This is a genomic window from Streptomyces sp. CB02058, from assembly GCF_001905505.1.
Taxonomy (GTDB): Bacteria; Actinomycetota; Actinomycetes; order Streptomycetales; family Streptomycetaceae; genus Streptomyces.
This window is the reverse complement of sequence record NZ_LIPG01000005.1, coordinates 333,832-347,354: the sequence shown is the minus strand read 5'-3', so window position 1 is coordinate 347,354 and position 13,523 is coordinate 333,832. Positions and strand designations below refer to the sequence as shown.

Genomic DNA, 13,523 nt, shown 5'->3' with positions numbered 1-13,523 from the left:
GTCCCCACGCGGCGACACCGCTGCTCCGGCCCGCGCCGGGCGCGTGCGCCCGGCGCGGTGCCCGCTCAGTCGGAGTCGCGCCCGGCGTGCTCCGGGGTGAGGTCGTCGTGCGAGGGCATCGGAGTGTCTGCCGCCGGGGCCGGCTTCTTCCGCCGGCCGGCCAGCGCGGCCTGGAGCTTCGAGGCGACCGGCTCCGTCCACCGGGCGGTGAGCGGCCCGGCGATCACGAGGATCAGCACGTACGCGGTCGCGATCGGCCCGATGCGCGGTTCGGTCGCCACGGCCAGACCGGCGATGACGATCGAGAACTCGCCGCGCGCGACGAGCGTCCCGCCCGCGCGCCAGCGGCCCCGCGGCCCGATGCCCGCGCGCCGGGAGGCGTACCAGCCGGTGCCGATCTTCGTGAAGACCGTGACGATCGCCAGCAGCGCCGCCGGAAGCAGCACCGGCGGGATCTCGGCCGGGTCGGTGGACAGCCCGAAGAACACGAAGAAGACGGCCGCGAAGAGATCCCGCAGCGGAGTCAGCAGCTTGCGCGCACCCTCGGCGACCTCACCGGAGAGCGCGATGCCGACGAGGAACGCGCCGACGGCCGCGGACACCTGGAGCTGCTGGGCCACCCCGGCCACCAGGACGGTGAGCCCGAGGACGACGAGCAGCAGCATCTCCGGGTTGTCGGAGGACACGGCACGGCTGATGAGCCGCCCGTGACGCAGCGCCAGATACAGCACGAACCCGACGGTCCCGAGCGCGATCAGCAGCGCGACGCTGCCGCCCGCGAGACCGACCCCGGCCAGCATGGCGGTGAGCAGCGGCAGATAGACGGCCATGGCGAGGTCCTCGATGACGAGGACTCCGAGGATGACGGGCGTCTCCCGATTGCCGAGCCGCCCCATGTCGGTCATCACCTTGGCGATCACGCCGGAGGACGAGATCCAGGTGACCCCGGCGAGCGCGACGGCCCCCACGGGCCCCCAGCCGAGCATCAGACCGGCGATGGCACCGGGCGTCGCGTTCAGCACGAAGTCGACGGCCCCGGACGGGTACTGCGTCTTGAGACTGGTGACGAGCTCCGAGGCGCTGTACTCCAGCCCGAGCAGGAGCAGCAGCAGGATGACGCCGATCTCCGCCCCGATGGCGGTGAACTCCTCGCTGGCACCGAGCGGCAGCAGCCCGCCCTCACCGAACGCGAGTCCGGCCAGCAGATACAGCGGAATCGGCGAGAGGCCTATGCGCCCGGCGAATCGCCCGATGATCCCGAGCCCCAGGATGACGGAGCCCAGCTCCACGAGCAGTGCGGTCGTGTCGTGCACGATCAGCCCTCCGCAATGATCTCGGAGAGCGCGTCGACGCCCTCACGCGTACCTACAACGACGAGCGTGTCCCCGATGGCGAGCCGGAAGTCCGGCCCCGGCGACGGATGCGCACTGTGCGTACGCAGCACGGCCACGATGGAAGCCCCGGTCCGGGTCCGCGCCCGGGTGTCCCCGAGCAGCCGGCCCCCGTACGGAGAGCGGGTCCCGAGCGGGATGTGCTCGGTGACCAGGTCGATCCCCTCGGTCCGTACGGCGTCGATCGGCGCGGCGTCGATGAGGTGCGCGAGCCCGGTGGCCTCGGTGGTGGTCAGCGGCACGGAGAGCACGCACGAATCTGGGTCGTCCTTCTCGTAGAACCCCAGGAACCGCCGCCCGTCGTGATGCACGACGACGGAGATGTGCTGCCCCGACTCGGTGGTGTAGTCGTACTGGACGCCGACTCCTGGCAGCGATGTGCGGTGGGTTCCCATGACTTCCTCCGGAGGAGCACGCGGCGGCAGTGCGACGCTTTTGATCATCTCTTTATCCGCCCATTACCCTAACGGGCCCCTGGATTTGCCCGTCGAGCGCCGGGACGGGCCCACCGGCGACGGATGGCGTCAGGGGCAGTACCGGACGGGCGTGATGTCGGAACAGCCACACCGTGGACCCGGACGGGAGCGGGGCCCATGACGAGCGCGCCTGACTACAGCCAGGGCGTCGATGCCGAGCGTGCCCTAGCCTCCGGTACGGGACGCCGGACCCGATGCGGTCGCACTCCGCTACCGCAGGTCCGCCCGCCCAGCCGTCGCGGTCACCACGTCGGCGAAGCGGTGGGCGACTGTGCGCCAGCTGCCGATGGCCGCCGGTTCGTCCCGCAGGGCCCGAGCGTGCAGCGTCTCCGGAGCGGGGGCGCCGTGGCGGTCCAGCCGGTCGCGGTTCCAGCCGAGGATGCGCTCGGCCGTCGTCTCGGGGTGGAACTGCACACCCCATGCCGCGGAACCGACGCGGAAGCCCTGGTAAGGACAGTGTTCGCTGTGGACCAGCCAGTGGGCGCCGCCAGGGAGCGCGGTGATGGCGTCGACGTGGTTCTCGATGGCCACAGGGTGCGCGGGCAGGTCCTGGAACACCGGGTCCGTGGCGGCCTCGGGGCGCAGGCTGAGCCGGGTGCTGCCGAATTCGGGCGTCCCGTGGTTCCCGTGCACCTCGCCCCCGGCGACCTGGGCGAGCATCTGGCCGCCGAGACAGATGCCGAACATCGGTGTCTCCTCGGCGAGGGCTTGGCGCACGAGCTTCCGAGTCGCCGCCAGCCAGGGCGCGTTGACGTCGTCGTCGGGCAGGTAGGCGCCGCCGAGGACGATGAGGGCCGAGTGTTCCAGCCGGTCCGGGAGGGGTTCGCCCTCGTAGGCGTGGACCACGCGGGGCGTCACCCCACGCTCCGCCAGCCACTCCGCCCACCGGCCCAGCCCGCCGCCGGGCTGGTGCTGGACCGCCAGTGCCGTGGCCGTCGTGCCGTTGACGCTCATGGGCTGCTCCTGCCGTCGTCCACGACCGGAATATGCCCCGGTCACTCCCAGGTGTGAACGTCACGCCGTAGGTCAGGTGCGGGGGTTCGCCTGCGGTAGCGTGATCGCGTCATCACGCTGTGTGCACGTGCGCACATGGCGCGGTCCCCGGACGTGTGTAGGAGCACAGCCCGAGGACCTTCACCGCCAGTGACTTCGAAGGAGTCCACCGGGATGCTTTGGCATGCTATCGCGCCCTCTCGCGGCTATACGAAGGCCGCGAACGAGTTGGTCCGCAATCAGCGTCTGAGCAGTGACGCGAAGATCCTCCTCCTCTATGTGCAGGGGCTTCCCGCCGAGCGCCGTGGTGTGGCCCTCAGCGAGCATGCGCGGGCCCTCGGGATCACCGGGCGGGCCTATCAGAAGGCCAAGCAGCTGCTGGTCGCGCACGGGTACCTGTACGAGTGGCGGCAGCAGGGCGGGCGGGGGTTCTGGACCACCGAGCAGCTCCTCGCCAATGTGGCCCTCGGTCCGGACGAGGCCCGGCGGTTCCGCGACGGGAGCCCGGCGCCGGTCGCCGTGTCTCCGGGTGAGCGGAATCCGACGGTCGGACAGCCGGGGGGCCGGGTTGTCGGTGGCTACACACCGGTAGACGAAGAACTGGGGAAGAACTCTTCCCACCCACCCACCGAACCGGCGCCGCAGGAGGCGGAGTTGCCCGCTCCGGAGCCTGAGGACGCCGAGGCCGAGCGGGTGCTGCTGTCGCTGCGGCACGTCCACCGGTCGCTGCACCTGGGGGTGGCGGAGGCCCGGAAGCTGGTGAAGCTCGCCGTGGTGTGGCTGCGGCGGGGTGTCACGGCGGCCGAGATGCGCAGGGTGCTGGCCGGCGACCTGCCGGTGGACGGGGTGCGGTCGGCCGTCGGGTTCCTGCGGCACAGACTCGTACAGAAGCTGCCCGAGGCGCCCACGCCCACGTACGCGCCCACGCCCACGCCCCCGCCCTCTCCCGAACCAGTCCTCTCTGTAAGCCCGTTGGTGACCTGCGCAGGACGCGGGGACGTGGACGAGCATCTCTTCCGGCCGGGGCCCGGTGACGACGGCGAGACGCTGTGCGGGCCCTGTCGTCGGGAGGCGGCGTGGCTGGTGTGGGAGGGCAAGCGGGCCGCCCAGCTCGCCTCGGAGGCGGAGGCGGAGGTGGCGCGTTACGAGGACGACGGTGATCCGTACGCCCGTACGCCCTGGCGGGAGAAGTTCGCCGCCGTCCGGGCCGCAGAGGCAGCAGCGGCGGCAACGGCAGACGCCGGAGGGACGGGAGACGCGGCACCCGCGCGCCCGGACGTGACTGTGCCCGGCCGGTGAGGTGATGGCGGCCGGGCACAGGGAGAGGGGACGGGGGAGCGGCGGGGTCAGTCCTTGATCTCGATCTTCTCGCCGTTGGCCGAGGGGGCGGGGACCGCCGGGGCGGTCGTGCCTGCCTTGGCCTGGAGGTTCTGGAGCAGGGCGGCCAGGTCGACGCCCGTGGTGGAGCTGAGGAGTTCCAGGCCCTGGGTGACGTTGTCCGTGACCGTGCGGGACAACTGCGTGGCGCCGTCCGTGGAGATGACCGTCAGCTTGTCGATGGCGCTCAGCGGCTCGGACGCCTTGGCGACGACCTGCGGGAGCACCTCGACCAGCATCTGGAGGACGGCCGCGTCGCCGTACTGCTTGAAGGCGTCGGCCTTCTTCTGCATGGCCTCGGCCTCGGCGGAGCCCTTCGCGGCGATGGCGGCGGCCTCGGACTCGCCCTCGATGCGTACGGCGTCGGCGAGGGCCGAGCGGTGGAGCTTCTCACCCTGACCGGTCAGTCGGGAGCGCTCCGCGTCCGCCTCGGCCTCCTTGACCTGGGCGATACGGCGGGCCTCGGCCTCCTGCTCCGCGCGGTAGCGGGCGGCGTCGGCGGGCTTGCGGACCTTGGTGTCGAGCTCACGGTCGGTCAGGGCGGCCTGGCGCTGGGCCACCTTCTCCTGCTCGGCGAGGACCTCCTGCTGGCGGGCTGCCTCGGCGAGCGGGCCGGCCGCGTTGGCCTTGGCGGCGGCGGCTTCGGTCTCGGCCTTGATCTCGGCCTGCTTGAGGTAGAACGTCCGCTCGGCGATGGCGATCTCCTCGGCCGCCTTCAGCCGTGCCTGCTCGGAGGCGCGCCGGGCGATGGCCTCGGCGATGTCGGCCTCCTGCTTGGCGCGGGCGGCCTCGGGGCGGCCCAGGTCCTCCAGGTAGGAGCCCTCGGTGGTGATGTCCTGGATCTGGAAGGCGTCCAGGATGAGGCCCTGGCCGGAGAGGCTGGCCTCGGCCTCCTCGGCGACCTGGCCGGCGAAGGCGGCGCGGTCGCGGATGATGTCCTCGACCGACATGCGTCCGACGATGGCGCGCAGCGCGCCGGAGAGCACTTCCTGGGTGAAGCCGACGATGCCGTTCTGCTGCTGGAGGAAGCGCTGGGCCGCGGCGCGGATGGCGTCCTCGCTGCCGCCGACCTTGACGATCGCGACGCCTTCGAGGTTGGACTTCACCCCGCGCAGGGTGACGGCACCGCGTACGGCGACGGGGATGTGACGGCTGGAGAGGTCCAGCGTGAACTTCTGCTGGACGAAGGGCACGACGAAGACGCCGCCGCCGACGACGACCTTCTGGCCGCTGTTGTCGATGCTGGTGCGGCCCGTCACCGGGTCGACGGACTTCTTGCCGCGGCGGCCCGTGATGATGAAGGCCTGGCTGGGGCCCGCGACCTTGTACCGGGTGATCACGGCGAGGGCCAGGAGCACGACAAGGACGACGATGCCGATGACGGCGATCACTACTGGACTCATGAGAGGTGTCCCCCCTGCCCTCCCGACGGGACGGCAGTGTTCTCGGCTGTACGGACTTCGGACAGGCGTGTGGCTCGGTGGTGGTCAGCGCTCGACGGGGCGGACCGTGACCGAGGTGGTCGAGAGCGTGGCCTCGACCCAGACCTCGGCGCCGCGTTCGACCGGGACGGCGCTCTTCGCGGCGAACTTGACCGTCTGGCCCGCGAGCCGGAGCAGGACCTCGCCGTAACCGTCGGCGGGGATCGGTGTGACGACCGATCCCGAGGTGCCGACGAGGTCCTCGCCGCGCGGGGTGGCGGTGGTCTGATCCCGCATCAGGGCCTTGCTGAACTTCCAGGTCAGCCAGGCCGCGACGATCCCCGCCCCGGCCCCCGCCGCGAGGGCGACCGGCGTGGCGGCGCCCGTCGTGCCGAGGACGATCGCGCCGCCGAAGCCGAGCATGGACACGAAGCCCGCGATGACGGGCAGCGAGAGCAGGCCGTCGAAGAAACCGTTCAGCAGCCCGCCCAGCGCATCGCCGAGGAGCCCTTCGAGAATGCCGTCGAAGATCAGAGAGAGGACGAGAAGGACGATTCCCGCAATGCCGAGACCGAGAAATATGGTCACGCGATCACTCCCCCGGTGTTCGCAGTCCCCCGAAATGTTTCTGTCGAACTGGCTGAATGGTCCCATACGCCGCCCTCGACGGGTACTGCCGGAGTCCGGCAGTTTCTACGGGGTTTTGATGCCGGAAAGCTGCTCGGCAAGCGTGTCGAGCGACTGGAACGTGGCGCCGAGCAGGGCGACGTGCTTCCACCGCAGCACACCGTCCGGACCGATCAGGAAGACCGAGCGGCGTACGCCGATGCCGGGCGCGGTGACCCCGTAGGCCCGGGCGGTCTCGCGCCCCGTGTCGGCCAGGAGCGGCATGCGCAGGCCGAACCCCCGGGCGAAGGACTCATGACTGTCCACACCCTGTGGACTGATTCCCCAGACCTCGGCGTCGAGGCCCTCGAAGGTCTCGAAGCCCGAGGAGTACGAGCAGAGCTGCTTGGTGCAGACGGCCGTGTTGTCGCCGGGATAGAAGGCGAGCACGACACTCCGGCCGCGCGCGGCGGAGAGCGTGTAGTCGCGCCGGTCGAAGGTGTCGTCGGAGAGTGCGCCGCCGGGGAGGGTGAAGTCCGGTGCGGGCGAACCGATCTGGGGTCCTGACGCCATGTCGGCGCCTCCTTGGGTCGCGTACGGATGAATTCGTGCCTCGTACAGTGAACGGCACTTTCCACTCATCGACACGTTCGACCCATCCGTAGGGTCTTCGGCACCGAATATGGGGGTGAGCGGGGCAACGGCTCCGCATTCCGATCGGGAGGTACGTGTGGCCGAACGACCGCCGTCGGCAGCGGTGCTCATCCTCCACGGCGGCTACGAGACGGGCATGGCGGCGCCGGCGCCGGGTGCGATGAACCTGCCGGGCCTGCGGATGCTGCCCGTCTCGCGCGTCGTGGCCCGCGCGGTGCGCGGAGACTCCGGGGTGCGGGTGCAGCGCGTCCGCTACACGCACCGCGGCTGGAACGGCGCCCGCAAGGACCCGCTGCACGACGCCTTACGGGTGCTGGACGACCTGCGGCGCGAGGCGGGGGACATCCCCGTGGTCCTCCTCGGGCACTCCATGGGCGCCCGTGCCGCACTCCACGCCGCCGGGCACCCACTGGTCCGCTCGGTGGTGGGCCTCGCCCCGTGGTGTCCGCCGGGCGACCCGGTGACGCAGTTGGCGGGGCGTGACGTGGTCCTGCTGCACAGCACCAGGGACCGGGTGACGAGCCCCCTGGCCTCCCAGTCGCTCACGGCCAGGGCGCGCCGCGCGGGCGCCCGTACCTGCCTGGTGACGATCCCGGGCAGCGACCACGCGATGATCCGCCGGGCACCCGCCTGGCACCACCTGGCGGGACTGCTCGTGACGGGGCTGCTGGGCCTCACCCCGGTGCCGAAGCGGGTCGAGGCGGCCTTCGGGCTGCCGCCCGGCGCCGCGGCGTCCGAGGGGACGCTGTCGCTGGACGGACTGGACGCCGGAGCGCCCGCGCCGCGGAGATGCGGAGCGGCGCGGGGCGGCAGACGATGAGGGGCCGGGCGCCCGGCGGCGGATGAGGGCCGGTGCCCCGGCCGTGCCGGGCGCGCAACCCTCTGGAGGCTCCGTTGCAGGCCGAAGAGCACGCAGACCCGTCGCCCTTCGACGTGTCGATGCTGGCCGCGGTGATGGGCAGCAGCCCGGCGGGGGTGGCGGTCCTCGACACGGAGCTGCGCTACGTCTACGTGAATCCGGCACTCGAACGGCTCAACGGAGTGCCGGCCGCCGCCCACCTGGGCAGGTCGGTCACCGAGGTGCTGCCGGACATGGACCTCCACACGGACGTCATGCGCCAGGTGCTGGCCGACGGGCAGCCCCGCGAGGTCACCACCAGCGGTCGGACCTGGGTGGAGACCTTGATCGCACGCCGGTACTGGCGGGTCGGCCTGCACCGTGTGGAGGAGAACGGGCGCGTGCGGGGCCTGGTCGTGATCGGCCAGGAGGTCACCGCCACCCAGAGCCAGCGCGAGGAGCTGCGCCGGGCCAGGAGCTATCTGGCACTCCTCGACAACGCCGCCTCCAGCATCGGTACGACGCTCGACGCGGAGATCACCTGTCAGGAACTCGCGGAGTTCGTGGTGCCCGCGATGGCGGACGCGGCGGTCGTCGAGGTGATCCCGCAGCACGACGGGCACGGGTGGCGCGAACCGCCGGCCGGGGTGCTGCGACTGCGGCGGAGCGGCGTCGCGGCGGTCCCGCAACTCGCCGAGGCCCTGGCCAGGTTCGGCGGGGCGGGTACGGACATCGACTACCAGGAGGACGCGGCGGTGCCCCGCTGCCTGGCCGAGGACCGCCCGGTGATCGTGAATTTCGCGGGCGACGAACAGCTCGGCCGCGAGGCGCCCAACCCCGACCGCGTCGCCGCCTACCGGGCCGTCGGCCTGCACTCGGCCGTCGCGGTGCCGCTCACCGCGCGCGGGCGTCCGCTGGGGGCGCTCAGCCTGCTGCGGGCCGGGGACTCACCGCCCTTCGCCGAAGGACTGGACGTCGTCGTCGCCCGCACCCTCGCGGGGCGCGCCGCCGTCGACGTGGACCACGCCCACCGCTACGCGCACGAGCACCGGGTAGCCCTGGAACTCCAGCGCTCCCTGCTCTCCGAGCCCCGCCTGCCCAACACGGGCATCGAGATCGCGTCGCTCTACCTGCCCGCGGGCGAGGGGGCGTTGGTGGGCGGCGACTGGTTCGACGCCATCCCCCTCCAGGGCGGACGCCATCTCAAGGTGATGGGCGACGTGATGGGCCACGGGGTCGAGGCCGCCGTCGCCATGAGCAACTACCGCTCGATGCTGCGCATCATGGCCGAGGACGACCAGCCGCCGCACCGCATCCTGGAGCGGCTCGACCGGGCGGTCGAACAGTCGGGCCTCGACCGGGCGGCGACCTGTCTGGTCGCGGTGGTCGACCGCCGTGAGGGGGTCTGCGAGGTGGCCAGCGCGGGCCATCCGCCGCCGGCGTTCATCGACCCCGGGGCGCCGGGAGCGCGGGTGGCGAGAATGCCGGTGGGGCCTCCGCTGGGCACGGGCTTCGGCGGGTACGTGACGACCGTGCTGCCGTGCGGTCCGGGGACGGTGCTCTTCATGTACACCGATGGGCTCGTCGAGCGCAGGGGTGAGGACATCGAGGCGTCGATCGACCGGCTCACGCAGCTCACGCTCCCGGCGAGCGGACGGCTCGAGGACCTGCTCGCGGAGGTCGTCGACCGCTTCGCGGACACGGCCGAGGACGACATCGCGGTGCTCGTGTCCAGGAGCCGGGGTTACTGAACGCCGCCGTCCGGCGGGGGCGTTGTCAGTGGCGGGTGCGACGATGCACGGCATGGAACCTCTGCTGCTCACCGACATCGAGGCCGCCGTCCGCGGCAGCTGGGGCGCGGACACCACCACGCCCACGCACCGGCCGCGGTGGAGTCCAGGGAATCCGGCCAGGGACCAGTGCGGCGTCACCGCCCTGGTGGTCAACGACCTGCTGGGCGGCGAGCTGATCCGGGGCGAGGTGCGGGTCGACGGCGAGCGCGTCGACTACCACTGGTGGAACAGGCTGGGCCCGGGGACGGAGATCGACCTGACGCGCGAGCAGTTCGCCGCGCACGAGATCGTCTCCGGGGGCGTGGTGATCGAGCGCCCGGCCGAGATCGTGCGGCTCCGCGAGGAGTACGAGCTGCTGCGCGCCCGGGTGCTGGAGCGGCTCGACGGGCGGATACGGACGGGCGCGGCCGACACCGCCCCCTGAGCCCGGTCCCGGGGGCGTCGGTCCCAGGCGCCCGGAGCGCCGGCACCGGACCCGCTGCCCCGCGCGCCGGGTGGCGGACAGCGCTGCCCCGCGTCGGCGTCAGGCCCGCTGCTTGGAGCGTCCGCGCAGCCTGCGCAGGACGAGCAGGGCGGACGTGATCAGGGGCAGCAGTCCCGCCACGGTGTTCGCCGTGGTCAGCTTGTCCTGGGTGCCCCTGGTCCTGCGCAGCTGCTTCACGGTGCGGGCGACGGCGACGGCGCTGCCGCCCAGGCTCAGGAGCAGCCCGGCCTTGGAATTCGTGGGTGTCCTGGGCATCCGAGTGCCTCCCGGTTATGTCGCTGAGCCGCCCCTCGTCCACGTAACCGGCTCCGGGACGGGTTCGCAATCGGGGCCGGGGCCGCCGGTCCGGGAGGCCCGCCGGTACCCGGACGGTCGGTGGCGGGCCGGGGCGGTGCGCGCCGAGGGCCCAGGGGGCGTGCGAGGCCGCGCGAGGCGCCGGGGGCGCACGTGAAGTAGCCCTTCACGACGGGGGATGCGTGAAGGGCTACCGGGAGCAGTATGACCGTTCCCAGGTCTGCCGACAACTGACCCACCGGTCAGCCCTGTTGGGGTGATCATGCGGCTACGGACGGCTTCTTCCGGCGGGCGCCCGGCGCGAGGGGCGCGCCATGGACGCCGGGGCCGGAGGAAACCTGTTCCGGCGGCGATAGACATGACCTACCCGTACGCCTAGGGTTTCTTGTGCAGCCAGGCCATATCGGTGGTCCGGTGCACAGCAGAAGAGGTGCAGATGCCCCCGGAATCTCCGTCGCATGCCACGGACCGTCTCGATGACGACGACTACCCCGCTTACACGATGGGGCGAGCCGCGGAGATGATCGGTGCCACGCCGGGATTCCTACGGGCCATCGGTGAAGCCCGCCTGATCACCCCCCTGCGCTCCGAGGGCGGCCACCGCCGTTACTCGCGCTACCAGCTGCGCATCGCCGCACGCGCCCGCGAGCTGGTGGACGGGGGCACTCCGATCGAGGCCGCCTGCCGCATCGTGATCCTGGAGGACCAGCTCGAGGAGGCCCTGCGGCTCAACGAGGAACTGCGGCGGCCCGCCGCCGGCCGGAGCGGCGTCGATTCCTGACCGGTGCGCGGGTGCATATCTGTTTCCGTCGGCACAGAAATACGCGTAATGAGCGGTGAGAGTTTATACCCTGCGCGGCGGAACGCCGGGTGAGTGATATGGCGTACAGCTCACTTGTGACCGAATCGTGCTACTGTTGATCTCAGTTGCAGTTGTGGTTCCCAAAACTTCAAGTGCTCTCGCCTTTTTCACTCGGGTGGGCGCACTTTTGTATTTCCGGTCTCTTCCGGACGGGGCAATCATTTGCGGCGACGTAGGACGCGCACAGTGTGCGTCCACGGGCAACGCCCCGAAGGAGATATGACATGGCTACTGGCACCGTGAAGTGGTTCAACTCGGAAAAGGGTTTCGGCTTCATCGAGCAGGAGGGCGGCGGCGCTGACGTCTTCGCCCACTACTCGAACATCGCCGCCCAGGGCTTCCGCGAGCTGCAGGAAGGCCAGAAGGTGAACTTCGACGTCACGCAGGGCCAGAAGGGCCCGCAGGCGGAGAACATCACCCCGGCCTGATCACTCAGGCGTACGGCGCAGCTGGGGCCCGCACCTTGGGGTGCGGGTCCCAGCTCGTTGTGTTTTTCCCGGCCGTGACCACGGCCGCCGCTCCTGTGAAGTAATTCCGGGGAGTGCGCGGCCGTCGGGGCGGTCGTCGAATGCAGTCATATGGAGTGCCGAATCCGGCCGGTTCATCCGGCGGACGGGCTTCGTTTTCGTTATTCCACCGGCTCGTTCTTGCGATTCTTGGCGCCGTACATGGCTGCAGCCGCCCGGAAAGAATCCCTCGACACGTGCCATTCGAGGGAAGGGTTCTCCTTGAACCGCGACCGCACATCTCGCACGAACGACCGATTTTCCCGGACGCGCTCCGGCGGATCCAACGGCAGCCGCACCGCCAACGGTTTCCGCTCGGCGGGCTCCGGCCGGCCCGGGGCCTCCGGCGGGCAGGGCCGCTCCGGCGGACCGAAGCGCTCCGGTGGCGGCTACGGCCGACGCTCCTCCGCCGTCTCGGGTGAGTTCGCCCTGCCGGTGACCATCACCCCGGCCCTCCCCGCCGCCGAGTCCTTCGCGGAGCTGGACATGCCCGCGCCGCTCCTGGCGGCGCTGGGCGCCGAGGGTGTGACGCAGCCGTTCCCCATCCAGGCGGCCACCCTGCCGAACTCGCTGGCCGGACGGGACGTCCTGGGCCGCGGCCGTACCGGATCGGGCAAGACGCTCGCCTTCGGTCTGGCCCTCCTCGCCCGCACCGCGGGCAACCGCGCCGACGCGCGCCGTCCGCTGGCCCTGGTCCTCGTCCCCACCCGGGAACTGGCCCAGCAGGTCACCGACGCCCTCACCCCGTACGCCCGGTCCCTCAAGCTGCGGATGGCGACGGTCGTGGGCGGCATGTCGATCGGCCGCCAGGCCAGCGCGCTGCGCGGCGGCGCCGAAGTCGTGGTCGCCACCCCGGGCCGTCTCACGGACCTCATCGAGCGCGGCGACTGCAAGCTCGACCGGGTCGCCATCACGGTCCTCGACGAGGCCGACCAGATGGCCGACATGGGCTTCATGCCCCAGGTCACCAAGCTGCTGGACCTGGTGAACCCCGAAGGCCAGCGGATGCTGTTCTCGGCGACCCTGGACAAGAACGTGGACCTGCTGGTCCGCCGCTACCTGCACGACCCGGTCGTCCACTCCGTGGACCCCGCGGCCGGTGCGGTGACGACGATGGAGCACCACGTGCTCTACGTCCAGGGCGCCGACAAGTACGCCACGACCACCGAGATCGCGGCCCGCGACGGCCGGGTGATCATGTTCCTGGACACCAAGCACGCCGTGGACAAGCTCACCGACCACCTGCTGAACAGCGGTGTACGGGCGGCCGCGCTGCACGGCGGCAAGTCGCAGCCGCAGCGCACCCGCACCCTGGACCGCTTCAAGACCGGTCATGTGACGGTCCTGGTCGCCACGAACGTCGCGGCGCGCGGCATCCACGTCGACAACCTCGACCTCGTCGTCAACGTCGACCCGCCCAGCGACCACAAGGACTACCTGCACCGCGGCGGGCGTACGGCACGCGCCGGGGAGTCCGGCAGTGTCGTCACGCTGGTGCTGCCCAACCAGCGTCGTGAGATGACCCGGCTGATGGCCGACGCGGGCATCACCCCGCAGGTCGCCCAGGTCCGCTCCGGCGAGGCCGAGCTCAGCCGCATCACCGGGGCCCAGGCGCCCTCGGGCGTGCCCGTCACCATCAGCGCGCCGGTGACGGAGCGCAAGAGCGGCGGTTCGGGCCCCCGCGGCAGGCGCGGCGCGCGTCCCGGCCAGGGCCGCCGTTCCAACGCCAACACGGCGACACCGCAGGCGCGTGCCGCTGCGGCGCAGCGCCGGGCCAACAAGGCCGCGTAGTCATCCGGCCGGTTCTCCGGCCGAACCCTTCCGGCTC

Annotated in this window: 14 protein-coding genes; 7 read left to right on the top strand and 7 right to left on the bottom strand. The window is 71.6% G+C overall.

The window, feature by feature from the left end:
• Positions 1–65: 65 nt before the first annotated feature.
• The 3 genes from AMK10_RS26450 to AMK10_RS26440 all read right to left on the bottom strand — a co-directional run bounded on the left by AMK10_RS26450 (position 66) and on the right by AMK10_RS26440 (position 2,821).
• Positions 66–1,313: a cation:proton antiporter gene (locus tag AMK10_RS26450; RefSeq protein WP_073750470.1), complete on the bottom strand. Its 1,248-nt coding sequence runs from the start codon at positions 1,311–1,313 to the stop codon at positions 66–68.
• Between the two features lie 2 nt (positions 1,314–1,315).
• Entirely contained in the window at positions 1,316–1,786 is a 471-nt protein-coding gene (locus AMK10_RS26445; RefSeq protein ID WP_073750468.1) for a cation:proton antiporter regulatory subunit, read from the bottom strand.
• A gap of 291 nt (positions 1,787–2,077) precedes the next feature.
• Complete coding sequence (locus AMK10_RS26440) at positions 2,078–2,821, bottom strand: type 1 glutamine amidotransferase (RefSeq protein ID WP_073750466.1); 744 nt, start codon at positions 2,819–2,821, stop codon at positions 2,078–2,080.
• A gap of 213 nt (positions 2,822–3,034) precedes the next feature.
• Here AMK10_RS26440 and AMK10_RS26435 point away from each other — a divergent pair, with 213 nt between their 5' ends.
• On the top strand, positions 3,035–4,159 hold the full coding sequence (locus tag AMK10_RS26435) for a hypothetical protein (protein WP_073750464.1): 1,125 nt from the start codon (positions 3,035–3,037) through the stop codon (positions 4,157–4,159).
• 47 nt (positions 4,160–4,206) lie between these two features.
• Here AMK10_RS26435 and AMK10_RS26430 read toward each other — a convergent pair whose 3' ends face one another.
• From AMK10_RS26430 to AMK10_RS26420, 3 genes are all read right to left on the bottom strand, one after another.
• Positions 4,207–5,640 (bottom strand): flotillin family protein, encoded by a 1,434-nt coding sequence (locus AMK10_RS26430; protein WP_073750462.1) that lies wholly within the window; start codon positions 5,638–5,640, stop codon positions 4,207–4,209.
• An 84-nt stretch (positions 5,641–5,724) separates the two neighbouring features.
• Entirely contained in the window at positions 5,725–6,246 is a 522-nt protein-coding gene (locus AMK10_RS26425; protein ID WP_073750460.1) for a hypothetical protein, read from the bottom strand.
• Between the two features lie 105 nt (positions 6,247–6,351).
• Positions 6,352–6,837 (bottom strand): peroxiredoxin, encoded by a 486-nt coding sequence (locus tag AMK10_RS26420; protein WP_073750458.1) that lies wholly within the window; start codon positions 6,835–6,837, stop codon positions 6,352–6,354.
• Between the two features lie 157 nt (positions 6,838–6,994).
• Here AMK10_RS26420 and AMK10_RS26415 point away from each other — a divergent pair, with 157 nt between their 5' ends.
• The 3 genes from AMK10_RS26415 to AMK10_RS26405 all read left to right on the top strand — a co-directional run bounded on the left by AMK10_RS26415 (position 6,995) and on the right by AMK10_RS26405 (position 9,973).
• Positions 6,995–7,738 (top strand): alpha/beta hydrolase, encoded by a 744-nt coding sequence (locus tag AMK10_RS26415; protein ID WP_073750456.1) that lies wholly within the window; start codon positions 6,995–6,997, stop codon positions 7,736–7,738.
• Between the two features lie 74 nt (positions 7,739–7,812).
• On the top strand, positions 7,813–9,507 hold the full coding sequence (locus tag AMK10_RS26410; protein WP_073750454.1) for a SpoIIE family protein phosphatase: 1,695 nt from the start codon (positions 7,813–7,815) through the stop codon (positions 9,505–9,507).
• Positions 9,508–9,559: 52 nt separating this feature from the next.
• Positions 9,560–9,973 (top strand): YunG family protein, encoded by a 414-nt coding sequence (locus AMK10_RS26405; protein WP_073751027.1) that lies wholly within the window; start codon positions 9,560–9,562, stop codon positions 9,971–9,973.
• 99 nt (positions 9,974–10,072) lie between these two features.
• Here the strand turns inward: AMK10_RS26405 and AMK10_RS26400 are convergent, their stop codons facing one another.
• Positions 10,073–10,288 carry a hypothetical protein gene (locus tag AMK10_RS26400; RefSeq protein WP_073750452.1) on the bottom strand — a complete coding sequence of 72 codons (216 nt, stop codon included), beginning with the start codon at positions 10,286–10,288 and terminating at the stop codon, positions 10,073–10,075.
• A gap of 475 nt (positions 10,289–10,763) precedes the next feature.
• Between AMK10_RS26400 and AMK10_RS26395 the strand changes: the two genes are divergently transcribed.
• The 3 genes from AMK10_RS26395 to AMK10_RS26385 all read left to right on the top strand — a co-directional run bounded on the left by AMK10_RS26395 (position 10,764) and on the right by AMK10_RS26385 (position 13,486).
• Positions 10,764–11,108, top strand: coding sequence for a MerR family transcriptional regulator (locus AMK10_RS26395; RefSeq protein ID WP_073750450.1), 345 nt, complete (start codon positions 10,764–10,766; stop codon positions 11,106–11,108).
• Between the two features lie 305 nt (positions 11,109–11,413).
• Positions 11,414–11,617: a cold-shock protein gene (locus AMK10_RS26390; RefSeq protein WP_014155340.1), complete on the top strand. Its 204-nt coding sequence runs from the start codon at positions 11,414–11,416 to the stop codon at positions 11,615–11,617.
• A 300-nt stretch (positions 11,618–11,917) separates the two neighbouring features.
• Entirely contained in the window at positions 11,918–13,486 is a 1,569-nt protein-coding gene (locus AMK10_RS26385; RefSeq protein WP_073750449.1) for a DEAD/DEAH box helicase, read from the top strand.
• The last annotated feature ends 37 nt before the right edge of the window (positions 13,487–13,523 follow it).